This is a genomic window from Methylophilus sp. QUAN (assembly GCF_015354445.1).
In the GTDB taxonomy this organism is placed as follows: Bacteria; Pseudomonadota; Gammaproteobacteria; order Burkholderiales; family Methylophilaceae; genus Methylophilus.
The window spans coordinates 1,171,862-1,194,494 of sequence record NZ_JADKYT010000001.1 but is presented as its reverse complement, the minus strand read 5'-3'; the positions used below and the strand labels follow the sequence as shown (position 1 = coordinate 1,194,494).

Annotated in this window: 23 protein-coding genes; 12 read left to right on the top strand and 11 right to left on the bottom strand. The window is 45.1% G+C overall.

Annotation, left to right across the window (positions count from 1 at the left end; translation table 11 throughout):
* Positions 1–113 precede the first annotated feature (113 nt).
* The 10 genes from INP79_RS05865 (at position 114) to INP79_RS05820 (ending at position 12,030) form a co-directional block, all read left to right on the top strand.
* Entirely contained in the window at positions 114–968 is an 855-nt protein-coding gene (locus tag INP79_RS05865) for an SDR family oxidoreductase (protein ID WP_194753308.1), read from the top strand.
* 15 nt (positions 969–983) lie between these two features.
* Positions 984–1,994, top strand: coding sequence for a polysaccharide biosynthesis protein (locus tag INP79_RS05860; protein WP_194753307.1), 1,011 nt, complete (start codon positions 984–986; stop codon positions 1,992–1,994).
* On the top strand, positions 1,987–3,111 hold the full coding sequence (gene wecB, locus INP79_RS05855) for a non-hydrolyzing UDP-N-acetylglucosamine 2-epimerase (protein WP_194753306.1): 1,125 nt from the start codon (positions 1,987–1,989) through the stop codon (positions 3,109–3,111). Before INP79_RS05860 ends, wecB begins: the two co-directional genes overlap by 8 nt.
* Positions 3,112–3,188: 77 nt before the next feature.
* Positions 3,189–3,938 carry an ABC transporter permease gene (locus INP79_RS05850; RefSeq protein WP_255520504.1) on the top strand — a complete coding sequence of 250 codons (750 nt, stop codon included), beginning with the start codon at positions 3,189–3,191 and terminating at the stop codon, positions 3,936–3,938.
* Entirely contained in the window at positions 3,928–4,623 is a 696-nt protein-coding gene (cysC, locus tag INP79_RS05845; protein ID WP_228519728.1) for an adenylyl-sulfate kinase, read from the top strand. The genes INP79_RS05850 and cysC overlap by 11 nt, the downstream gene beginning before the upstream one ends.
* A gap of 2 nt (positions 4,624–4,625) precedes the next feature.
* On the top strand, positions 4,626–6,044 hold the full coding sequence (locus INP79_RS05840) for an ABC transporter ATP-binding protein (RefSeq protein ID WP_194753304.1): 1,419 nt from the start codon (positions 4,626–4,628) through the stop codon (positions 6,042–6,044).
* Entirely contained in the window at positions 6,041–8,134 is a 2,094-nt protein-coding gene (locus INP79_RS05835; RefSeq protein WP_194753303.1) for a glycosyltransferase, read from the top strand. Before INP79_RS05840 ends, INP79_RS05835 begins: the two co-directional genes overlap by 4 nt.
* A gap of 4 nt (positions 8,135–8,138) precedes the next feature.
* Positions 8,139–9,752, top strand: a complete 1,614-nt coding sequence (locus INP79_RS05830) for a glycosyltransferase (RefSeq protein ID WP_194753302.1) — start codon at positions 8,139–8,141, stop codon at positions 9,750–9,752.
* Positions 9,753–9,823: 71 nt separating this feature from the next.
* Positions 9,824–10,804, top strand: coding sequence for a glycosyltransferase (locus INP79_RS05825; protein ID WP_194753301.1), 981 nt, complete (start codon positions 9,824–9,826; stop codon positions 10,802–10,804).
* On the top strand, positions 10,801–12,030 hold the full coding sequence (locus tag INP79_RS05820; protein ID WP_194753300.1) for a glycosyltransferase family 4 protein: 1,230 nt from the start codon (positions 10,801–10,803) through the stop codon (positions 12,028–12,030). The genes INP79_RS05825 and INP79_RS05820 overlap by 4 nt, the downstream gene beginning before the upstream one ends.
* A 38-nt stretch (positions 12,031–12,068) precedes the next feature.
* On the opposite strand, the gene INP79_RS05815 is transcribed toward INP79_RS05820, so the two are convergent.
* The 4 genes from INP79_RS05815 to hemN form a co-directional block, all read right to left on the bottom strand.
* Positions 12,069–12,488, bottom strand: coding sequence for a hypothetical protein (locus tag INP79_RS05815; protein WP_194753299.1), 420 nt, complete (start codon positions 12,486–12,488; stop codon positions 12,069–12,071).
* Positions 12,489–12,502: 14 nt separating this feature from the next.
* Positions 12,503–13,342 carry a DNA ligase gene (locus tag INP79_RS05810; RefSeq protein ID WP_194753298.1) on the bottom strand — a complete coding sequence of 280 codons (840 nt, stop codon included), beginning with the start codon at positions 13,340–13,342 and terminating at the stop codon, positions 12,503–12,505.
* Positions 13,343–13,410: 68 nt separating this feature from the next.
* A complete protein-coding gene (locus INP79_RS05805) occupies positions 13,411–14,127 on the bottom strand; it encodes a sulfite exporter TauE/SafE family protein (RefSeq protein ID WP_194753297.1) in 717 nt (238 codons plus the stop codon).
* Between the two features lie 9 nt (positions 14,128–14,136).
* Entirely contained in the window at positions 14,137–15,522 is a 1,386-nt protein-coding gene (hemN, locus tag INP79_RS05800; protein ID WP_194753296.1) for an oxygen-independent coproporphyrinogen III oxidase, read from the bottom strand.
* Positions 15,523–15,693: 171 nt separating this feature from the next.
* Here hemN and fnr point away from each other — a divergent pair, with 171 nt between their 5' ends.
* Complete coding sequence (fnr, locus tag INP79_RS05795; protein WP_228519727.1) at positions 15,694–16,515, top strand: fumarate/nitrate reduction transcriptional regulator Fnr; 822 nt, start codon at positions 15,694–15,696, stop codon at positions 16,513–16,515.
* Positions 16,516–16,549: 34 nt separating this feature from the next.
* On the top strand, positions 16,550–17,401 hold the full coding sequence (locus tag INP79_RS05790; RefSeq protein WP_194753295.1) for a hypothetical protein: 852 nt from the start codon (positions 16,550–16,552) through the stop codon (positions 17,399–17,401).
* Between the two features lie 16 nt (positions 17,402–17,417).
* Here the strand turns inward: INP79_RS05790 and INP79_RS05785 are convergent, their stop codons facing one another.
* The 7 genes from INP79_RS05785 to ccoS all read right to left on the bottom strand — a co-directional run bounded on the left by INP79_RS05785 (position 17,418) and on the right by ccoS (position 22,633).
* Positions 17,418–17,681: a FixH family protein gene (locus INP79_RS05785; protein ID WP_194753294.1), complete on the bottom strand. Its 264-nt coding sequence runs from the start codon at positions 17,679–17,681 to the stop codon at positions 17,418–17,420.
* Between the two features lie 58 nt (positions 17,682–17,739).
* Positions 17,740–19,185 carry a cytochrome c oxidase accessory protein CcoG gene (ccoG, locus tag INP79_RS05780; protein WP_194753293.1) on the bottom strand — a complete coding sequence of 482 codons (1,446 nt, stop codon included), beginning with the start codon at positions 19,183–19,185 and terminating at the stop codon, positions 17,740–17,742.
* Between the two features lie 18 nt (positions 19,186–19,203).
* On the bottom strand, positions 19,204–20,100 hold the full coding sequence (ccoP, locus tag INP79_RS05775; RefSeq protein WP_194753292.1) for a cytochrome-c oxidase, cbb3-type subunit III: 897 nt from the start codon (positions 20,098–20,100) through the stop codon (positions 19,204–19,206).
* A gap of 31 nt (positions 20,101–20,131) precedes the next feature.
* Entirely contained in the window at positions 20,132–20,272 is a 141-nt protein-coding gene (locus tag INP79_RS05770; protein WP_194740978.1) for a cbb3-type cytochrome c oxidase subunit 3, read from the bottom strand.
* An 11-nt stretch (positions 20,273–20,283) separates the two neighbouring features.
* Positions 20,284–20,910 carry a cytochrome-c oxidase, cbb3-type subunit II gene (gene ccoO, locus INP79_RS05765; RefSeq protein ID WP_194740977.1) on the bottom strand — a complete coding sequence of 209 codons (627 nt, stop codon included), beginning with the start codon at positions 20,908–20,910 and terminating at the stop codon, positions 20,284–20,286.
* 10 nt (positions 20,911–20,920) lie between these two features.
* The gene (ccoN, locus tag INP79_RS05760; RefSeq protein WP_194753291.1) at positions 20,921–22,357 is read right to left on the bottom strand and encodes a cytochrome-c oxidase, cbb3-type subunit I; all 1,437 of its coding nucleotides are present in this window, start codon (positions 22,355–22,357) and stop codon (positions 20,921–20,923) included.
* Between the two features lie 138 nt (positions 22,358–22,495).
* Positions 22,496–22,633, bottom strand: a complete 138-nt coding sequence (gene ccoS / locus INP79_RS05755) for a cbb3-type cytochrome oxidase assembly protein CcoS (RefSeq protein WP_019881964.1) — start codon at positions 22,631–22,633, stop codon at positions 22,496–22,498.

The window sequence follows — 22,633 nt, the reverse complement described above, 5'->3', positions numbered from 1 at the left end:
ATACAATTATCTCCTTTGCTGTTAAGTTAATTTAATAAAGCATTGATGCAATAATAATTTAATGGCTCAAAACTAAAAATTAAGAAATTCACAATACTCACGATAGAAACATCATGAAAGTTTTAGTCCTTGGAATCACTGGGATGCTAGGGAATGCAATGTTTCGCGTTCTCTCTGAAAATCCAGACCTTGAGGTATTTGGCACTGCAAGAAGTGGAAATTACAATCAAAAATTTCCTGCAAAATCACAAAAAAAAATATTGACAGGCGTTGATGTTGAAAACCATGACAGTCTAGTCAATATATATGCCTCCATTAAACCCAACGTTGTAGTTAACTGCATTGGCCTTGTCAAACAATTGGCGAATGCGAATGATCCACTGTCTGCGATCCCTATCAATGCGTTATTACCGCACAGACTTGCACAGCTTTGTAAAATAAATGGCGCAAGGCTAGTTCATATCAGCACGGACTGTGTTTTTTCAGGTGCCAAGGGAAGATATTTGGAGTCAGACTTTCCTGATGCAGATGATTTATACGGTCGCTCGAAACTCTTGGGAGAGGTCACGGAGCGGCATACGATCACCCTTAGAACATCCATTATTGGCCATGAACTGAATGGACATAGAAGTTTAGTTGACTGGTTTATTGCTCAGAAAGATACAGCAAAAGGTTACACACGCGCAATTTTCTCAGGTCTACCTACGGTAGAGCTTGCCACAATCATTCGTGACAAAGTCCTGCCAAACCCTCACCTGTATGGCCTCTATCATGTTGCATCTGAACCGATCAATAAGTTCGAATTGTTGAAACTCGTTGCACATACTTACGGTAAAAAAATTGCAATTACGCCCTCTGAAGAACTCATCATAGATCGATCACTAAATGCAGATCGCTTTAACCAAGCGTTTGATTACTCACCTCCCCAGTGGGCAGACCTAATAGAACGCATGTTTCAATTCAAGTAGTATTGAAAGTCAATTATGTTTAAAAATAAAATCCTTTTAATTACTGGTGGCACTGGATCTTTCGGGAATGCGGTTTTAAAGCGTTTTTTAGAAACTGAGATTAGTGAAATCCGCATATTCAGCCGCGATGAAAAAAAGCAAGAAGATATGCGCATAGCGCTCAATCATCCTAAACTTAAATTCTATATCGGAGATGTACGCAGTTACGAGAGCATTTATGAGGCCATGAAAGGTGTCGACTATGTGTTTCATGCGGCCGCACTAAAACAAGTCCCTTCTTGTGAGTTTTACCCTATGGAGGCGGTAAAGACTAACGTGCTAGGCACCGAAAATGTGATGAATGCTGCAATTGCGCAAAATGTAGAGCGTGTGATTGTGCTGAGCACCGATAAAGCGGTATACCCGATTAATGCCATGGGGATTTCAAAAGCCATGATGGAAAAACTCATGGTTGCCAAAGCTAGAAATCAACAAACAGGTGATACAGTGTTCTGTGCAACCCGTTACGGCAATGTGATGGCTTCTCGTGGATCAGTCATTCCTTTATTTGTAGATCAACTAAAATCAAACAAGGGCCTCACCGTCACAGACCCTGCCATGACACGCTTCCTGATGTCACTTGAAGACTCCGTTGATTTAGTAATTTATGCATTTGAACACGGCCAGCAAGGAGATATTTTTGTTCAGAAAGCCCCAGCCTCTACTGTTGGCGTACTTGCCCAAGCATTAAAAGATTTATTTAAAAAAGAGTTACCCATGCAGGTTATTGGGACTAGGCATGGTGAAAAGCTTTATGAGTCGCTGATATCACGTGAGGAAATGGCAAAAGCGGTAGATAAGGGACGCTACTTCCAGATCCCAGCTGATAACCGTGATTTGAACTACGCTCAGTTCTATGTTGAAGGCGACCTAGAACTCTCCACTCTCGACGACTACACCTCACACAATACAGAGCAACTTACACTAGAAGAAGTTAAGCAACTATTGCTTAAACTAGACTTTATTCAGGAACAACTCAATGCTTAAGGTCATGACCATTGTTGGCACGCGACCAGAATTAATCAAAATGTCTCGCGTCATTGCAGAATTTGATCAACATACGCAGCACATTCTCGTTCACACCGGCCAAAACTTCGACTACGAACTGAATCAAGTTTTCTTTGATGATCTTGGTATTCGAAAACCTGATTATTTTTTGGCTGCCGTAGGTGAAAATGCCGCCCAAACCATCGCCAAAGTGATTGAAAAAGCAGATGAAGTGCTAGAGAAAGAAAAGCCAGATGCTTTACTGCTCTATGGCGACACCAACTCATGCCTATCGATACTAGCAGCCAAACGCCGTAAAATTCCTGTATTTCATATGGAAGCAGGCAATCGTTGCTTTGATCAACGAGTACCAGAAGAGCTTAATCGCAAAGTGCTAGATCACCTAAGTGATATTAATATGGTGCTCACAGAGCACGCGAGAAGATATTTGCTTGCGGAGGGAATTCCTGCTGACCGGATTATTAAAACTGGCTCCCATATGCAAGAGGTGCTTGAATACTATATGCCGAATATTGAGGCATCGAATGTATTGGAGCGGCTTAACCTATCATCCCAGCAATACTTTCTACTCAGCACGCACAGAGAAGAAAACGTTGACTCCCCTACCAACCTGCAAGATTTACTAGACACATTGCAGGCACTGGTTAAAGCGCATGGCATGCCAGTGGTTGTTTCCACACACCCTCGTACAAGGCAGCGTTTAGAAAAGCTGGGCGTTGACTCGCTTGATAGCAAAATTCACTTCTTAAAACCTTTCGGTTTTTTTGACTATATAAAGCTGCAAAAAGAAGCTTTTTGCATACTCTCGGACAGTGGAACCATTACTGAAGAGGCTTCTCTGCTTAATTTACCTGCGGTAACAATCCGCAATGCGCATGAAAGGCCTGAAGGCATGGACGAAGGCACACTCATTATGTGTGGACTTAAAACGGAACGTGTACTAGATGCAGTACAAATTGTGACAAAGCAGCATAACAAATCAGAAAAGCAATTTAGCATCGCACCTGACTACCTGGGCGGTTTAGTTTCTAAAAAAGTATTGCGTGCAGTTGTAAGCTATGTTGACTTCGTGAATAGAACAGTTTGGTCAAAATGAATCCGCATAAGCATCACAGCTCTAGCCCTCTCGAAATACTGAAAAGTTTTCTGCGCAACCGAAGCTTAATCAGCCAAATGACAAAGAGAGAAGTTTTAGGGCGCTATCGTGGTTCTGTAGTCGGGTTAGGATGGTCATTCTTTAATCCGTTATTAATGCTTAGCGTTTACACCTTCTTTTTTTCATATGTATTTAAAAGTCGTTGGGGAGATGTACCAACAGGTGGGCATACTGACTTCGCAATCGTATTATTCGTAGGGCTAATTATTCATGGTGTATTTGCAGAATGCATCAACCGTGCACCGGCCTTGATTAACAGTAATGTTAGTTATGTGAAAAAAGTAGTTTTTCCGCTGGAGATTTTTCCATGGATAGCCATGGGTTCAGCACTATTTCATGCTGGCATCAGTATTTTTGTCCTAGTCATACTACAGTTGATTATTGTTGGTAATTTGCAGTGGACTATTATCTTTTTCCCGCTGGTTACTTTTCCATTTGTTATTGTTACGCTTGGTTTTGCCTGGTTCTTGGCGGCAACCGGCGTTTACGTAAGAGATATAGGCCAAACAACCGGCTTAGTCACTTCAGTGATGCTGTTTGTTTCGCCAGTTTTTTATCCCATTGCTACCTTACCTCATAAAATGCAATTATTCGTGATGTTGAATCCACTTACGCTGATTATTGAAGAATCCCGGAAAGTGCTGCTATTTGGCGAAGTGCCAAATTGGACTGCATTAGGTGTTTATTCATTAGTGAGCATGGTTATAGCGTGGATTGGATTCTGGTGGTTTCAGAAAACCAGAAAGGGTTTTGCAGATGTCCTCTGATAGACAAAAAAATAACACGGCACATTCAATGAACTCAACGAATACAGTTTGGCACGAATCAAATATCAGTCGAAAACATCGTGAGCAGAAGAATGGTCATCGTGGTGCTGTTTTATGGTTTACCGGCTTATCAGGATCAGGCAAGTCCACTCTGGCGCATGCAGTGGAAGAAAGACTTCATGAACTTGGATGCCAAACATTCGTTTTAGATGGTGACAATATCCGCCACGGTCTTTGTGGTGATCTTGGGTTTTCTACTGAAGATCGTATTGAAAATATACGCCGTATTGGTGAAGTGGCGAAGCTCTTTATGGAGGCAGGTGTAATTGTTTTAACCGCATTCATATCACCTTACCGCGCTGACCGAGAACGCGCGCGCAATATGATTGCGCAAAGTGACTTTTTTGAGATTTACTGTAATGCTTCTCTGGAAGTTTGCGAAAATCGAGATACTAAAGGTCTTTATAAAAAAGCACGTGCAGGAGAGATAGCTGAGTTTACTGGCATCTCTGCGCCTTACGAAGTGCCAGTAAAGGCCGATCTAATCATTAACACAGGCTCTGATAATTTGAATGCTTGTGTCAAGCAAGTTATAAAAGAAATAATGAGCCGTGGTATAGGTAGATTAGAACCTAATTCTGCACTTAAATCTAAACCACAAACCAGCCACATAAAAAACTCGTAACCATGAACAACATTGCTATTCGTGTAGGAAATCTAAGCAAGTGCTATCACATTTATGATCGCCCTCAAGATAGATTGAAACAGTTGGTTATACCCAAGTTACGTTCTTTAATTGGCCGCAACTCTGGCGATTATTTCCGTGAGTTCTGGGCATTAAATGATGTGTCTTTTGAAGTAGGTAGTGGTGAAACTGTTGGCATTATCGGTCGCAATGGTTCTGGTAAATCTACACTACTACAAATGATTTGTGGAACTTTGGAGCCAACCAGCGGTGCAGTTGAAACCAGAGGTAGAGTAGCAGCCCTTTTGGAGCTCGGCGCTGGTTTCAACCCAGAATTCACTGGACGCGAAAATGTCTACATGAATGCCACAGTTCTTGGGTTGACACAGGAAGAAATTCAGAGTCGTTTCGAAGAGATTGCAGCATTTGCTGATATTGGCGATTTTATAGAACAGCCTGTCAAACATTACTCTAGTGGTATGTATGCACGGCTTGCGTTCGCCGTTGCTATTAATGTTGACCCAAGCATTTTGATCGTGGATGAAGCGCTGGCAGTGGGCGACGAACCTTTTCAGCGTAAGTGTTTTGCAAGAATTGAGGAAATCAAACGCAATGGAGGAACGATTTTGTTCGTGTCGCATTCAACCAGCGCTATTGTTGAATTATGCGACCGGGCAGTACTGCTGTACGCTGGAGAGATGCTTTTTACAGGAGAGCCCAAAAAAGCAATTGCTTGGTACCAGAAGCTTATGAACGCTACCCACGAACAGGCACTGCAGATACGAGAATCCATCCGGCAGTATAATTATCAGTCCGTTAGTAGTGTAGAGCCTCTCGTGGTAGCACAATCTGATGAGGGGCGATCTGCCGTTCTTAGTGAGAACATCCCCCCGGAAGCCTTACAGGAAAGTAACTCTGATGAAAGCTATGATGTCAGCCTCGTTTCGAAAAGCATGGTTGCCTACGAACCAAATGGTGCTGAAATTTCAAACTTTAGAATTGAGACGATTGATGGTCAAATTGTGAATTGTTTGTATGGTAGAGCTCGTTATAAATTTTGTTATGACGTTACTTTTACCAAGAATTGCGAGGGTGTACGGTTCTATACACTAATCAAAACGCTTACTGGCGTGGAGCTTGGCGGGGGCATTTATCCAGCAGACAATCTCAAAGGTATGAATTATTCCAAAGGGAAAAAAGTAACGATGTTTTTTGAGTTTTACTGTGGGCTTAATTCTGGCACATATTTTATTAATTGTGGGGTTGGTGGAAATGGGGGGCAGTCATTACACCGCATCATTGATGCAATGCCATTTCGGGTAGCCCTAAACAAAAATAAAACAAATTCTTTTGGCATAATTGACTTTGGTTACTCTCCGTATGTGACAGATGTTTTTGCTAAAAAAGGTGATCTAACGTGAGTCAGGATACAGCTCCAATCGTAGAATCTATGGATCATACACATTTACTTATTTCATTTTGCAACCAATCAACCTCTCCTAATCACTCCCTATGCGTAATAGACCCGCAAAGTAAGGAGTCCAACTGGATAGATATTACGGGAATTCCTGAAGAGTTGAGACAGGACTTCTCAGGCATTGCTGGCATTTGCAAAAGTGGAGAGAACATATTTATTGCAACGCAAGGATCAAAACCTTCGATTACTTGCATCTCGCTCTCAACTCTAGAGGTAATAAGTTTCCTTCACTTACATAAATGCAAAGACAGCCACTCAATGGTATTTCATGAGAACTGTATATATTTGGCAAGTACGGGTACGAATGAAGTCTATCGAATCCCATTTACCAACAACTATTTAAGTAATGAAGAACTATTCTGGAGCTACCCAAACGTTAGTCACGAAAAAGATGAGATTCATTTAAACGGCTTATCTATTCATCGAGGACAATTGATTGCATCTTGTTTTGGTCCCAAAAACTCTGAAAACTCGTGGGGCTCCAATGGCAGAGTTTTTTATTTAGCCACTAATGAGAATATTGTTGAAGGCCTAAAACAGCCACATAGTCCCGTGGTAATTGATGATCGCCTTATTTTTGCAGAGTCTGCTAAACAAAAGGTGTATGTATTAGAAAATAACAAAAATGAATGGATCAAAAGACTCGACTTGAAATTGAAAGGATATGCTCGAGGAATTGCAGTAGTTAATCAGAGTATTTTTATTGGCATTAGTGCTGACAGATCCATTTCAAGAAGTACAAAACAAATACTTCCGGCAAATCAACAAGTGATTGCCAATGCTTCATTGATCGAAATTGACCTTATATCTGGTGAGCAACTACAAGATTTAAGTCTGCAGGGATATGGTAGAGAGCCATATGATATTTTAGCAATAGAGCCAGCCTCCACTCTATGTACTGAAATGGAAACTATTTATCGTAGGGTTAGTGAAATAGAGTTATTTGCTGATCGATATGCTGCAGATGCAGGACGTCTTTACTTGGAGAAGACTGAGCTACTTAGAAACGACGCGGACTTGGTTAGCATCATTATACCTACATACAATCGCGCCGAATTCATAGGTGAAGCGATTGTAAGCGTTTTATCTCAAACATACTCAAACATAGAGTTGATCGTCATTGATGATGGATCCACCGACAATACTCAGCTTATAGTTTCCAAAATAACTGATAAAAGACTAACTTATATTAAGCAAAATAACAGAGGACGTTCAAATGCTAGAAACCATGCACTATCACTTGCCTCAGGTAAATACATTACCTTTTTAGACTCGGATGATCTTTATTTACCCAATAAAATCGAACTACAAGTTTCTTATTTAAAAAATCATCCCGGAGTCGGAATGATTTATACCTCAGCTCATTGTATCAACACTTACGGACGATTGTTAGATCATAAATATATAGCCTCAGTTTCAGGCCTAATTTACCAAAGCATTGCATTTTTCACCCCAGTTACTATAACTCTACCAACCGTAATGACTTACAAGTCTGTTCTAGATCAAGTCGGGGGATTCGATGAGGATATGGATAGATTCGAAGACACAGATATGTGGCGCCGTATTTCAAAACGCTATCGAATTGATGCAATGCCAGATTTCACTTGCTTATTGAGGACTCATGAAGATAACTCCTTACAGAGTCAGGATCCGCATAAAATCTCTAGCGCTCTTGACTATTATGCAAATAAAATCTCTACAGAAGACACAGAGGTTGATCTTACAGTAAGAAATAAAGGCTTATCAGGGCTATATACTTATTATGCTTATGCCTTTTTATCAGTGCCTCAATTTGCTGAAAGTGGTAAGCGTTTAATCAAAACAGCTAAAAATTACCAAGGCTTAGATCTTAGCTTTTCAAGATTACTACAAAAACAATCCATAAAGTCTATTTACTATAGGATTTATTACAAAACCAAGCTTGACTCGCTTACATTTTGGGGTAGATGGACACTCCGATTCATTTATTTCCGCTCAGCCAATTTTGGTTACAAGCTACTCGTTAAAGCTAGACGCCTCTTCAAAAACTACTAAAAATATGAATAAACCAAAAGTTTCAATTGTAATACCTGTTTACAACGGCGAGGACTATCTAAAGCAAGCGATAGAAAGTGCACTCGAACAAACATATCAAAATATAGAGATTTTAGTCATTAATGATGGTTCCACCGACAATGGAGAAACCGACAGAATCGCAAAATCTTACGGCAGTAATATCCGCTACCTCTACAAAGAGAATGGAGGCGTAGCTTCTGCATTAAACTTAGCAATTAGAGAAATGCAAGGTGAATATTTTTCTTGGTTAAGCCACGACGACTTGTACTCCAAAGATAAAGTCGAAAAGCAAATATTAGCGCTCGCAAATCTAGCTGAGAAAAACGTTGTTATATACAGCAACTACTCTGTTTTTACTGATGACTTAGAAAAAGCTTCGCCAGTGCAACTAAGTGGAGTTCGACCAGAAAGCTTTCGCTATTGGATCACAATCGAAAATCGATTACATGGATGTACGTTACTAATACCTAAACAAGCTTTTGACAAGGTAGGAGTATTTAACGAATCATTAAGAACTACTCAAGATTATGACCTATGGTTCAGAATGGCAAAACAATATGATTTCGTACATATACCTGATGTACTAGTGCAGGCTAGGCAACATGCGAACCAAGGAAGCTATCAAATGGCAGGGATTGCCTTAACTGAATGTAACCAACTGCTATCTAACTTTGCAATGAACTTAAGCCATAAAGAAATTCTGTCTGGATCAGGAAAGTCTCTTTCGGAATCTTATACCGATCTTGCTTCAAGTATGTTCAATAGAGGCTTTAACGAAGCTGGAGCTTCTATCAAAGCGTATGCCATTTCAAATAAGTTTATGACTAATAATAAAACAATGACTATTAAAAGAGAAATCAGATATTTCGCCAACAAATTAATTAGCATTTGCAGGCAGCTTGTACCCGCTAACATAAAAACAATTATTAAGCGACTGTTCTCTAAATCAAATATTCAAGCAAAAATAAATCGCATTGACCTCAAAGAAAAGTTCTCAGAAATTTATGACAAAAATATTTTCGGAGGTCGCGAATCAAGGTCTGGCGAAGGTTCAGACTTAGTTCAAACAAAAGTGATTCGAGAGCAACTGCCCAAAATCATTGAGATGCTATCCGTGAAGACTTTCCTAGATGCCCCATGTGGCGATTGGTATTGGATGAAAGAAACGGAGTTAAGAGTTCAGCAATACATTGGTGTTGACATTGTAGAACCAATGATAAATAAACATATGAGTGAATTTGGGGGAGCAACACGGACTTTTAAATGCCTTAATTTGGCAGAGGACACTCTGCCCAAAGCAGATTTAATTTTCTCTCGAGACTGTTTAGTTCATCTAAAATTTGATGATGCATTAAAAATACTCAGAAACTTTAAACAATCTGGCGCCAAATATTTATTGACCACGACGTTCACTGACAGAAGTTACAACAATGATTTAATTGGTCAAGATAGCTTTTGGAGAGCACTTAATATGCAGCTCGCTCCCTTCTACTTTCCTGAGCCTATATTAACTATTAACGAAGGCTGCACTGAAGAGGCAGGACAATTCCAAGATAAAAGCTTAGGTTTGTGGCTTCTAAGTGACATTAATATTTAAAACAACTTGTGATTGAGCCTATAAAGAAAATGCTTATTATCCACGCGCCGAGCGTTCACTCTGGTGGCGGCATGATTTTACTCAGATTGATTTTATCGGCCCCTAATCACAAATTTAAGCTTTTACAACTTGACTCTCGTGGAGTGCGGGAGCTCCGCTTATCTCGAGAGCGATTTAAATATTACAGCTATCATGCTTCAGTTTTAGCAAGATTGAGAGCTGAGCTTAGATTATGGCTAAATACAAGAAGCTCAGATATTGTTATATGTTTTCATGGGCTGCCGCCATTACTGCCACTTAAAGGCAAAGTTGTAGTTTTCATTCAAAATCGTCTACTTGTAGAAAGCAAATCGCTGATAGGCCACCCCCTCTTAACGAGAGTTCGCTTAACTGTTGAGCGCTGTTGGTTACGCTTTTTTCACAGTCCCACTCACCGATACATTGTTCAAACACCCTCAATGCAAATGGCGTTACAAAAACTATGGAAAGATGCAAATGTCTCAGTGTTTCCATTTGCTCCCGTATTTGAGACAAAATCAATTGAAAATGAATTTCAGCATGGCAAAAAGTTTGACTTTTTATATGTAGCGAGTGGGGAGTCTCATAAAAACCATCTGAACCTGTTAGAGGCTTGGCGAATTCTGGCGGATGCAGACTTAAGACCCTCTTTGGCACTGACAGTTAGCTCGGAAGCTTTTCCACAACTCTGTGCCAAAATCGCTAAATATACAAAAGAGCATAGCCTTGATATTACAAACCTAAACCTCATAGAGCCTTCAAAGATTCATAAGTTATATCAATCTGCATCTGCATTAATTTTCCCATCCACAACAGAGTCTTTTGGCTTACCCTTGATTGAAGCGAAGCAGTTGGAAATACCTATTCTAGCCGCGGAGCTTGATTATGTGAGAGACGTGGTTGAACCCATTGAGACTTTTGATCCTCACTCACCTATATCGATTGCAAGAGCGGTCAAACGTTTCTTGGACCAGCCTGAGCCGACAGCGAAAATTCACTCTGCAGAAGAGTTCTTATCGGAAATACTCAGATGAAAGTACTTATTTGGACACAATACTTTTGGCCTGAGAATTTTCATATTAATGCTGTTGCACGCAGCCTGCGTGATCAAGGCATAGAAGTCACAGTATTAACAGGAAAGCCCAACTATCCTGAAGGGAAAATATTCGATGGCTATAAAGCATTAGGCATTCATCATGAACAATACTCAGGCTTTGATGTAGTCCGCATACCACTTTGGCAGCGTGGTAAGAACTCTGGGAAAGGAATGGTACTTAATTATCTCTCATTTATTGTATCTGGCTATTTATGTGCCCCCTACGCCCTTCGGGGAAAAAAGTTTGATGTGATTTTTGTCTACGGGCTATCCCCTTTACTACAGGCTTTACCAGCGCTTTATTTATCCTGGCTGAAACGCGCGCCCTTGGTTTTATGGGTACAAGATTTATGGCCAGAATCGTTACTTGCAACCGGCTTTATCAAAAGCAAACTGATTCTGGGCTTAGTGAAAAATGCAGTTAAGTATATTTACTATTGTTCCGACTCAATACTCGTTCAATGTGAAGGCTTTCGTCAGTCGGTTGAGTTATTAACCCGTAAGAAGAATAAAATAAAGTACTTTCCAAACTCTGCGGAGGGTCACTTAGCTAACGCAGTGCCACTCGACCTAACAGGCTATCTATCAAAAACAATTGCAAAGCAGTTTTCAATTGTTTTTGCAGGCAATATCGGAGCAGCTCAATCATGCGAGACAATTGTCGAAGCTGCAAGAATCCTCAAAAATCATGATGCAATAAAGTTCTACTTAGTGGGTAGTGGTCGTATGGATCATGAAATTGCAAAGCTGATTACTGATTATGATCTGGACAATATTGTGATGGCCGGCAGAGTCGCTCATGATCAAATGCCTGCCATTTACGAGTCTGCCTCAGTGCTACTACTAACACTTAAGGATCAATCAGCATTATCAGCAACGGTGCCAAGCAAATTACAAGCTTATCTTTCTGCGAAAAAACCTATTATTGCTTGTTGTAACGGTGAAGCCGCTGATATTGTTAAAAATGCCAATGCAGGTCTCACTTGCTCAGCTGGGGATGCTCAGGCCCTTGCTGACGCAGTGATTAAACTCTATACAATGACAGAAGAAAATCGCCTACAATTAGGCCAAAGTGCTCAACAATACTTTCTGAAGCACTTTCAATTACATACGTGCACTGAAAGGCTCATTTCACACTTTAATAAAATATTAAAAGAGCATTAAACTTACTTGAGTTGAATGCATCTGTTTCTGATGAGATATTACTTTCTTACACACTCTTCTACCCCTGTATTCCCACCCTTAAACCCAGGTTCAAAATAAAACTTCCTGAAGCTCAACTGCCCTTTGGCATTTTTCTTAAACTCGGCAATGCCCGTGCCATAATCATGCGTCTTGCCACCATATTCGCCGTTCTCTGCTGGTAAGGCAAAATGCATAGCGGCATGCATACCATGCGCCGCAGCGTGGCCTTTATAAACGCCATAATCAGGCACTTCGAGCTGGAAGTCATAACTGGCATCAGCGCCTTTGCTATGTTCCGGACGTAATTTCATGGTCACTGTACCCGTGTACTTTCCTTCATGCGCATCATCGCCCGTGCAGGCGTAAACACCGCTTAAATCAAGCGCGTAAGCGTTTGCTGCCATCCAGCAACTTAATAATCCTGCGAACCACTTCATATGATTTCCTTTAACTATTCAGAGGGGCGTATGCGCAAAAAACTGGCAAATTTGGGTTTACCTGTTTTGGTCACATCACGGTAAGTATAAGTAACCTGGCAGCCGATGGGCGGCGGATGCGCACGCTCGGCGTCGCTGAATCCGGTGCCCAGTTTAAATTGGATACCTGCCGGGGTTTCTACCAGTAACGCGCCCATTTTACCTTGGTATTTGCCTTTGCCGGGCACATAGGCGATCACTTTGGCTTCGGCATCAAGTTGTGGCTTGAGCTTGAGCAAGACATGGCTACGGCCTGTGAGATATGGCGCGTCAGCGCGGTGCAGCATCAGGCCTTCGCCACGTTTCGCCACAACTTGCTCTAACGTTCGCTTAAGCACTTGCCTATCCTTTACCTTGAACTGCGGCAGACTTTTGAGATAAGGGCTATGCGCTTGCCGGGCGATGTGCACAATTGTCTGCACTCTGTGGGCGAAATCACCGCTGGCGTCTGGCAACTCAAACACATAATAGGCGACTTGCCGCCAGGCAGCATCACTCGGTTGCGTTTGTCTGACAGTGGATGAAAGCGTCTCGAATTGACCACGGCCTATCCATAATTCGCCATCCAGTGGCCGTGGCGGAAAGTCTTGAGTAAACCAGGCTGGCGCATGAATAGGATGACCCTGGCGGCTGGTGAATTGCTGACCATCCCAGATGGCACGGATGCCATCCAGTTTTTCACTGACCAGGTATTCCTGCACCTGGATATCGTCATGGTAAATCTGCGCCAGCAAAATGGCAGGCGGCTGGGCGTAGCTGTGCGCAACCCATAAGGACAAGAAAATAAACAGTAGATATCGCGTTGGCCCAAGCATAACGCCCCCCAATTGTTAAATTAAATTAACAATTAAAAGTTACAGGGCGCAGGCAATAAAAGCAATGTTTAGAGCAATTGGCACCACAATTTATCATGATGCATGACGTCCATCCATAAAGCGACTACGCTGAGGGCGATGAGCAATACGCCACTCAGGCGCATCCCCGTCGACTCTTTAAACCAGCCGGGCATGGATTGCTGGCTGGCGCGCCATAGGACTGGTGCCAGTGCCAGCACAGTGGCAGAGCCACAGGCAAAAGCCATCATCACAAGCGCCCCTTGTAACCATTGCGATTGCAACGAGGCCAGCATCACCGCTGAATAGAGCAAACCACACGGCAACAAAGCCCAGATCATGCCAGTCAGCAAATAGCCGAATTTGGCATGTTCGGTGCGCTGCTTAATCCACGCCCAGACCTGCTGTGCCCGCTGCACAGCCCATTGTGGCTGTTGACCGGTGACCAGCAATAACACGCCCCAGGCAAAAATCAGCGTATGAGAGAACGTCCACAAGGGCTGGAATACATGACTCTGATTGGACAACCAGGCCAGGCCACGCAGGGTTTCTGCCGCAATCGCGCCCAAGATGCCATAACCCAGCATGCGCCCCAGGTAGAAACTCCAGGGAATGGTCTTGATGACGCGTAGCGGAATCGAACGAAACTGGCTGGTGGTTTGAGGAGAAGACTGCATGGCGCCGCAAGCTGCACCACACATGGCAATGCAATGCGGGCCGCCTGCCAGCCCCATGACAAAGGCGGTCAGGAGTAAGCTGGCTAACATGCCGAGAGTTTAAAGGATTTTGGAGAACCTTGCACGATTGGCATCGTGCTGCAAATAGCGGTCAAACACCATGGCAATGGCACGTACAAAGTACCAGCCCATTTCAGTCACTTTCAGGCCATCGTCTTCCAGCACCACCAACCCCTGCTTTTCTTTATCTGCAAGCTGTTGAATCTCTGACTTAAAGTAATCCCTGAAATTCACCATGTAAGAGAGCTCTATTGACTCATAGCTAAGCTCACCATGGCACATGATGGCCATAATCACTGCGCGCCGGATCAGGTCATCACGGCTGAGTGCCAATCCACGCACAATTGGCAACTGGCCCTGGTCGAGGAAGTCGTAATACTCTTCCAGCGTTTTGGCATTCTGGCTATAGGTCGCACCCATTTTGCCAATGGCAGACACGCCCAGCGCCAGGATGTCCTGGTCTGCCATGGTGCTGTAACCCTGGAAATTACGGTGCAACCTGCCCTGCTGTTTGGCGATGGCGAGCGAATCATCAGGTAAGGCGAAGTGGTCCATACCAATATACACATAACCTGCCTGCATTAATTGCTGAATTGCCTCCGACAGCATTTGAATCTTATCGACCGCATTGGGTAACTCATCTTGCAAAATACGCCGTTGCGGTTTGAATCTTGATGGCAAATGCGCATAGCCATATAAAGCAATGCGGTCCGGGCGCAAGGTCGTTATTTTGTTAATCGTCTCGCGAAACGTCGCTGGGGTTTGTTTGGGCAAGCCATAGATCAGATCAGCATTAATCGACTGATACCCCATCTCGCGCGCCTGTTGCATCAGCGTTTCCACTTGCGCATAAGACTGCACTCTATGCACGGCCTGTTGTACCTCAGCGTCAAAGTCTTGCACGCCAAAACTCAGGCGGTTAAAGCCCAGGTCGCGCAAATGCTGCAAGCGTTGCTGGTTCACCGTGCGTGGATCGATTTCGATGGAGTATTCACCCTCTTGGTTAAACACAAAGGCTTTTTTCAGCATGTCGACCAGGCTGGTTAACTCTTCATCATTGAGAAAGGTCGGCGTGCCGCCGCCCAGGTGCAATTGGTTCACCGCCTGCGCTTGCGAAAACTTGTTCAGGTGCAGATTGAGTTCGCGTTGCAGGTAGTTGAGGTAAATTGCGCCCTGCTCATAACGCTTGGTAACGATTTTATTGCAGGCACAATAAAAACACAGGGAGGCACAAAACGGGATATGTACATAAACAGACAGCGGTTGCGTCCAGTTGCTGATATTGCGCTGCTCTGCCGCCTTGACATAGGCCGCTGCATCAAACGCCTCGACAAAGCGGTCTGCCGTGGGGTAAGAGGTATAACGCGGCCCCGAAACATCATAGCGTTCGATGTGCTCTTGAGTAATCATCAACGGTTGTTTCATGGTATCTAGCAAATTCTTTCCTGTCGGCACAAGTGAGACATCGCGTCCCCAAAGTCATTGACAGCCACTTTGCCATAAAGCAAACCATGACTTCTTGATGCATATCAAATAGTCCGATGCGTGACGCGTGCATAATGCAACTCACTATAATAGGGAAGAGTAAAAAGCATCATGTTAAATGCCATTGCAGCAGATGAAATCGCCACACATGAAATCAATGCGCATGAAGCGTATAATCAGTCGCAAGATCAACGACTGCCAAGGACCTCCCCCATGCAAGCCGAATCCAGCTTCAAGGTCGCCTGCTCTAACTGCAACCTGCGCGAGCTGTGCCTGCCCATAGGTTTAAGCACGGACGAGATGAGCAAATTGGATGGCATGGTCGCCACCCGCAAAAAAGTGAAGCAAGGTGGTCACCTGTTCAGCAGTGGCGACCCGTTTACCACTTTGTATGCAATCCGTACTGGCTTCTTTAAAACCTGTGTGGTTTCTGAAGATGGCCGCGAACAAGTCACCGGCTTCCAGATGGCCGGGGAAATCATGGGGCTGGATGGCATTGTCAGTGACAAGCATAATTGCAACGCCATTGCGCTTGAAGATGCCGAAGTCTGCGTGATGCCGTTTAACCACGTTGAAGACCTGTCACGTGAAATTCCCATGCTGCAACGCCATGTGCACAAAATCATGAGCCGCGAGATTGTGCGCGAGAATGGCGTCATGATGTTGCTGGCCAATATGCGTGCCGAAGAGCGCCTGGCAGCCTTTCTGCTCAACTTGCTGCAACGTTTGCACGCCCGTGGCTACTCGAAAAGCGAATTGATTTTGCGCATGACACGTGAAGAAATCGGCAGCTACCTGGGCATGAAGCTGGAAACCGTGAGCCGTACCTTCTCCAAGTTTAGCGACGACGGCATTATTGAAGTCAAACAAAAGAACATCCGCATTCTGGACCACGAAAAACTGAAGGCCATCTTTAACGCCAGCACGTGTTAAGCAGCGGCCTCGCCGCCATCATTACTGACGCCCGATGGAGCCCTCTGCCCTTTTTAACGCGTTGACGTCTTATGCATCCACGCGCCACTGGCAGTATATTTACCCGGTGTGGTCACGCCGGGCACAAGGCCTTTCTATCGGCATCAACCTGCACCCCAATCATTGTTGTAACTGGCATTGCGTGTATTGCCAGGTGCCAGGCCTGCAGCGTGGCCCCTCACCAACGATAGACACTCACCGTCTGCAGCAGGAGCTCACTGACTGCCTGAATTGGTTAACCCTGCATATCCACCACACCACGTTGACGCTGCGCGATTGCGTGCAGGATATTGCATTTGCTGGTGATGGCGAGCCAACAACGTCACCGCAGTTCGCAGAAATCCTCGACATGGTTGCCCACCTGATGCAGCAACGCAAACCACATGACCGCCCAGCCAATTTACGGCTCATTACCAATGGCAGCCAGTTGCAGCATGCGCATATACAACATGCACTCAAACGCTTACACGAGATGGGCGGAGAGGTATGGTTCAAACTGGATGCAGGCAACGATGGCGAGATGCTGGCAGTCAACGATACGCATTTGCCGCTGGCATTGCATTTGCAGCGCCTGCAAACTTGCTGCACACTTTGTACAACCTGGGTACAGACCGCGATTTTCAGTAGATCACTGCACGGTGAGACCGTGACCACGCCAACGCTGCCAGGCTATATGGAAGCTTTATTGCCATTAAAACAGCGTATCAGCGGCATTTTGTTGTACGGCATTGCCAGACCCAGCCAGCAAGACCTACGCGGCTGCATCCAGGCTACTTCAGAGAAGATATTAGAGAAATATGCCAGCACATTGCGCACGCAGGGATTCCGCGTGCGCATGTTTGTCTAGGCGGATAACGTTAGCGTTATTCTTCAGCTGGTTTAAGGCCAGTTTGCGCATGATTACGCGCCTGGACGGCGGGAGCCATCGCTTCATCCTGTACATCATTGCCTTGCGCATCCAGCGTTTTATTGATTTCTATGCCTTTGCGGTAATAGTCGTCAATGGCCGGATCCGGATGCGTAATGGCCAGGTACAAGGTGATAAAAGACGCCACCACGACCAGGGACGGACCGCCAATAATCAGCCAGACATACGCATTCTGGTACCATTTTTGTGTTTCAACCATCAGTGTTCCTTTATCTATGTTGCTTTGTGCCAGCCGGCTCGACGTCACGCCTTAGCCGCTAATTGCTGGGGACAATAAAGACAGATTTTTCCTTAACCGTTTCCTTGGCTTCAATGTCGGTTAACTCAAAGAAAATCTTGTGCGATCCAGCACGGGTCTCACCGTCAGGCACCTGCACCTCAACAATGACATTACGCTTCTCAAAAGGTTTAAGCGCATTGAGCTGCTGACTGTTATTGTCTGAGAAATGGATCGCAAGCGCGGGCAAACCAGTGACCTTCAACTCATAATCCCGCACAGATTCGGTCTCATTTTCCAGCTTGAGATTGTACACATTCTCAATCTTGCCATCGTTGGTGTAACGCGCCATCACCGAGCGGTCACGCAACACATCCAGCCTGAAATCAGGTTTAAAGTAGATACCGACGCCCATGCCAACCACCATGATCAATAAAATCGTCGAATAAATCAGCACGCGCGGCCTGAGCAAACGCGCAAACATCTGCTGGCGGTTCCAACGATTGTCCATGCCGTTTTGCGTCGTATACTTAATCAGGCCTTTGGCGTAGCCCATTTTATCCATCACGTCATCACAGGCATCAATACAGGCGCCACAACCGATGCATTCATATTGCAAACCGTCACGGATATCGATACCGGTCGGGCATACCTGCACGCAAATACTGCAATCAATGCAACTACCCAACCCATTGGCATTCTCACCTGCTTTTTTGGAGCGTGAACCACGTGGCTCACCACGCGTTTCATCGTAAGTCACCGTCATGGTGTCGCCATCAAACATCGCACTTTGGAAACGCGCATACGGGCACATGTATTTACACACCTGCTCACGCATATAACCGGCGTTGCCATAGGTGGCAAAGCCATAAAAACATACCCAGAAGGTTTCCCAGCCACCGGCCTGGAATTGCAGCAAGCTAGGCACCAGTTCACGCATGGGCGTAAAGTAGCCGACAAAGGTCACACCGGTCCATAAACCAAAACTGATCCAGGCAAACTGTTTCAGGGATTTACGTGTGACCTTATTCAGGTTCCATTTGCTGTCATCAAGTCGCATACGCGCAATACGGTCACCTTCTATCTTCTGCTCCATCCACATATAGATTTCGGTATAGACCGTTTGCGGACAGGTATACCCGCACCACAGGCGCCCGGCAATCGCCGTAAATAAGAACAGGGAAAGCGCGGAGACAATCAACAGGAATGCCAGGTAAATCAAATCCTGCGGATGGAAGATCAGACCAAACACATAAAAGCGCATGCCTTCCAGGTCAAACAACATGGCCTGTCGGCCATCCCATTGCAACCACGGCACACCGTAGAAGAACAGCTGCGTCGCCCACACCATGACCCAACGCCAGTTATTAAAGAAACCGGAGACATGACGGGCATAAATCTTATCTTCGGACTTATAAAGTGACAAAACCACCTCCTGTTCACGGATGGTGGTTTTGGTCACAGCGCTTTGTTTAATATCGCTCATGTATTTATCTGCATTCGCTTACTTGTTGGAGAGACCCCAAACATAAGCGGTCAGCAAATGAATTTGCTCTGGACTGAATTTCTCTTGCCAGGCAGGCATCTGGTTAGTTTTACCTTCGTGAATACGCTTGATAATCGCGGCTTCACCCTGGCCATGCAACCAGGTATTGTCTGACAGGTTAGGTGCACCAATCATCTGGTTACCTTTACCTTCAGGACCATGGCAAGCAGCGCATACCACGAATTTATCTTTACCGGCATTGGCACGACCAGAGTCATGAATACTGCCTGACAAGCTCAATACGTAGTTAGCCACGTTTTTCACGTCTTCTTCGCTACCAACAGCGGCGGCCATCGGCGGCATCATGCCGATACGGCCACCCGTAATGGTTTCTTTAATACGCTCTGGGCTACCGCCATACAACCAGTCAGTATCCGTCAGGTTAGGGAAACCACGGCTACCTTTGGCATCTGAACCATGGCAAGCGGCACAGTTGTTGAGGAAAATACGCTTACCAATATCACGGGCTTCCGGGATCTTGGCCACTTCTTCTACTGGCATCGCGGCGTATTTAGCATACAGCGGTGCAATTTTTTCGTTGTTTTTGGCCACTTCGACTTCGTACTGCTTCACGCCGGTCCAGCCAAATTTACCATTGTAAGTACCCAAACCTGGGAACAGGTACAAGTAAGTCAGGCCAAAAATAACGGTGATGATAAACAAACCTACCCACCACATTGGCAGCGGATTGTTCATTTCTTTAATACCGTCCCACTCGTGACCATTGGTGTTGTCGCTATCCAGCGGCACTTTGACGCGGCTTGCGAAAATCAGCAAACCGACACAAAAAGCGATCCCACCCAAGGTAATGGTCGAAATCCAGATCGGCCAAAATCCGTTTACAAAATCATTCATGATGTTTTCCTTAAGCTTTCCGCACAGATAATTAGTCTTGATCGAACGGCAGGTTTTGCGCGTCCTTGAACTGTGCGGAGTGACGATTGCGCCATGCCCAGACCAGGATTGCTATAAACAGCACAAAACTCAGTACTGTAAACACGATGCGTAATACATTGATCATATCCATGGCGCGTCTCCTTATTTCAGGTGTGTACCCAATACTTGCAGGTATGAAACCAGTGCATCCATCTCGGTTTTGCCTTTGATTTCTGCGCCAGCAGCCTTGATCTGCTCGTCGGTGTAAGGCACGCCCACTTTACGCAGCGCAACCATATGGTCACCAATCGTTTCATCGTTCACCAGGTTTTCATTCAACCATGGGTATGCTGGCATGATGGATTCCGGCACAACGTCACGTGGCTGGTTCAAGTGAACACGATGCCAGTCGTCACTGTATTTACCGCCTACACGGTGCAAGTCAGGACCGGTACGCTTACTACCCCACTGGAACGGATGGTCATACACGTATTCACCCGCTACAGAGTAGTGACCATAACGCAGTGTTTCAGCATGGAATGGACGGATCATCTGTGAATGGCAGTTGTAGCAACCTTCACGCAGATAAATGTCACGACCAGCCAATTGCAGTGCAGTGTATGGCTGCAACCCCCGGATAGGTTCAGTCAGGGATTTTTGGAAAAACAAAGGCACGATTTCAACCAGGCCACCAAAGGAGATCGTGATGAAAGTCAGCACGATCAACAGGAAGTTATTGGTTTCAATCTTTTCGTGCAGATTGCCACTATTGTTTTGATGAGTTGCCATAGTGAGCTCCTTAAGCGTGTGCAACAACAGCTGGTACTTCTACCGTTGCTGGTTTGCCATTAGTGGCTGTTTTATATGTGTTCCACAACATGATCACCAAACCGCTCATATACAGGAAACCACCCAATGCACGTGTGAAGTAGTATGGGAACTTGGCTTTCACACTCTCAACGAAGGTATATGCCAATGTGCCGTCAGCGTTCATCGCACGCCACATCAAGCCTTCCATCACGCCAGAGATCCACAACGCAGCGATATACAACACCACGCCAATGGTTGCCATCCAGAAGTGCACTTCAATCGCTTTCACGCTGTACATAGTCTTTTGACCGAACAAACGTGGGATCAGGAAGTACAGGGAACCGATAGAAATGAAACCAACCCAGCCCAGAGCACCAGAGTGCACGTGGCCAACGGTCCAGTCAGTGTAGTGAGACAAAGCGTTCACAGTCTTGATCGCCATCATCGGGCCTTCAAAGGTACTCATACCGTAGAAAGACAGGGAAACGATCAGGAAGCGCAAGATAGGATCTGTGCGCAGTTTGTGCCATGCGCCGGACAAAGTCATGATACCGTTGATCATACCGCCCCAGCTTGGTGCAAACAGGATTAAAGACAACACCATACCCAGGGACTGAGTCCAGTCAGGCAAAGCGGTGTAATGCAGGTGGTGCGGACCCGCCCACATGTAAGTGAAGATCAGTGCCCAGAAGTGCACGATAGACAGGCTGTAAGAGTAGACTGGACGCTCAGCTTGTTTAGGCACAAAGTAGTACATCATGCCCAGGAAGCCCGCTGTCAGGAAGAAACCTACCGCGTTGTGACCATACCACCACTGCACCATCGCATCTTGCACACCTGCGTAAGCAGAGTAAGACTTGAACCAGCCAGCCGGAATCGCTGCACTCTCAACGATGTGCAACAAAGCCACCGCCAGAATGAACGCACCGTAGAACCAGTTAGCCACATAGATATGCTTAACCTTACGGATACCGATGGTACCGAAGAACACGATGGCATAAGAAATCCATACGATCGCAATCAGGATATCAATTGGCCATTCCAGTTCGCCGTACTCTTTACCCTGGGTATAACCCAATGGCAAGGAGATGGCTGCGGCGACAATCACTGCTTGCCAGCCCCAGAAAGTGAAACTTGCCAGTTTGTCGCTAAACAAACGGGTTTGGCAGGTACGTTGCACGACATAGTATGAGGTAGCAAATAAAGCACAGCCACCAAATGCGAAAATCACTGCGTTGGTATGCAGTGGTCGTAAACGGCCAAAAGAGGTAAACGGCAGGCCCAGGTTAAGCTCCGGCCACACTAGCTGAGACGCGATAATCACGCCCATCAGTGTGCCCACAACTCCCCAAACCACTGCCATGATTGCGAACTGGCGGACCACTGTATCGTTATAGGTCGCAGCCTTCACGGTTGCATTTTGCATGGATTTCTCCCAATGATTAAAACAAACACCCAACACTAAAAAAATTCTAAAAAATTTTAGTTGTTCAACCTGATCATCTCAGATTGTCACAAATCTGATTTGACACACATCAATCCCGTTCAGAAATTCCTAAAAGCATTAGTCCTGCTCAAGAATTCGCGAACCTTCTTCTTCCAGGTCTTCAAACTGCCCGGTCTGGATTGCCCACCATAGGCCACCCAGAATCACAAACACCAGCAACACTGCCAGTGGGATCAATAAAAATGCAATTTCCAT

Excerpts from the sequence above, each read along its gene's own strand:
- INP79_RS05865 (WP_194753308.1), top strand. The coding sequence starts at position 114 with ATGAAAGTTTTAGTCCTTGGAATCACTGGGATGCTAGGGAATGCAATG.
- INP79_RS05860 (WP_194753307.1), top strand. The coding sequence starts at position 984 with ATGTTTAAAAATAAAATCCTTTTAATTACTGGTGGCACTGGATCTTTC.
- wecB (WP_194753306.1), top strand. The coding sequence starts at position 1,987 with ATGCTTAAGGTCATGACCATTGTTGGCACGCGACCAGAATTAATCAAA.
- INP79_RS05850 (WP_255520504.1), top strand. The coding sequence starts at position 3,189 with ATGACAAAGAGAGAAGTTTTAGGGCGCTATCGTGGTTCTGTAGTCGGG.
- cysC (WP_228519728.1), top strand. The coding sequence starts at position 3,928 with ATGTCCTCTGATAGACAAAAAAATAACACGGCACATTCAATGAACTCA.
- INP79_RS05840 (WP_194753304.1), top strand. The coding sequence starts at position 4,626 with ATGAACAACATTGCTATTCGTGTAGGAAATCTAAGCAAGTGCTATCAC.
- INP79_RS05830 (WP_194753302.1), top strand. The coding sequence starts at position 8,139 with ATGAATAAACCAAAAGTTTCAATTGTAATACCTGTTTACAACGGCGAG.
- INP79_RS05825 (WP_194753301.1), top strand. The coding sequence starts at position 9,824 with ATGATTTTACTCAGATTGATTTTATCGGCCCCTAATCACAAATTTAAG.
- INP79_RS05820 (WP_194753300.1), top strand. The coding sequence starts at position 10,801 with ATGAAAGTACTTATTTGGACACAATACTTTTGGCCTGAGAATTTTCAT.
- INP79_RS05815 (WP_194753299.1), bottom strand. The coding sequence starts at position 12,488 with ATGAAGTGGTTCGCAGGATTATTAAGTTGCTGGATGGCAGCAAACGCT.
- INP79_RS05810 (WP_194753298.1), bottom strand. The coding sequence starts at position 13,342 with ATGCTTGGGCCAACGCGATATCTACTGTTTATTTTCTTGTCCTTATGG.
- INP79_RS05805 (WP_194753297.1), bottom strand. The coding sequence starts at position 14,127 with ATGTTAGCCAGCTTACTCCTGACCGCCTTTGTCATGGGGCTGGCAGGC.
- hemN (WP_194753296.1), bottom strand. The coding sequence starts at position 15,522 with ATGAAACAACCGTTGATGATTACTCAAGAGCACATCGAACGCTATGAT.
- fnr (WP_228519727.1), top strand. The coding sequence starts at position 15,694 with ATGTTAAATGCCATTGCAGCAGATGAAATCGCCACACATGAAATCAAT.
- INP79_RS05790 (WP_194753295.1), top strand. The coding sequence starts at position 16,550 with ATGGAGCCCTCTGCCCTTTTTAACGCGTTGACGTCTTATGCATCCACG.
- INP79_RS05785 (WP_194753294.1), bottom strand. The coding sequence starts at position 17,681 with ATGGTTGAAACACAAAAATGGTACCAGAATGCGTATGTCTGGCTGATT.
- ccoG (WP_194753293.1), bottom strand. The coding sequence starts at position 19,185 with ATGAGCGATATTAAACAAAGCGCTGTGACCAAAACCACCATCCGTGAA.
- ccoP (WP_194753292.1), bottom strand. The coding sequence starts at position 20,100 with ATGAATGATTTTGTAAACGGATTTTGGCCGATCTGGATTTCGACCATT.
- INP79_RS05770 (WP_194740978.1), bottom strand. The coding sequence starts at position 20,272 with ATGGATATGATCAATGTATTACGCATCGTGTTTACAGTACTGAGTTTT.
- ccoO (WP_194740977.1), bottom strand. The coding sequence starts at position 20,910 with ATGGCAACTCATCAAAACAATAGTGGCAATCTGCACGAAAAGATTGAA.
- ccoN (WP_194753291.1), bottom strand. The coding sequence starts at position 22,357 with ATGCAAAATGCAACCGTGAAGGCTGCGACCTATAACGATACAGTGGTC.
- ccoS (WP_019881964.1), bottom strand. The coding sequence starts at position 22,633 with ATGGAAATTGCATTTTTATTGATCCCACTGGCAGTGTTGCTGGTGTTT.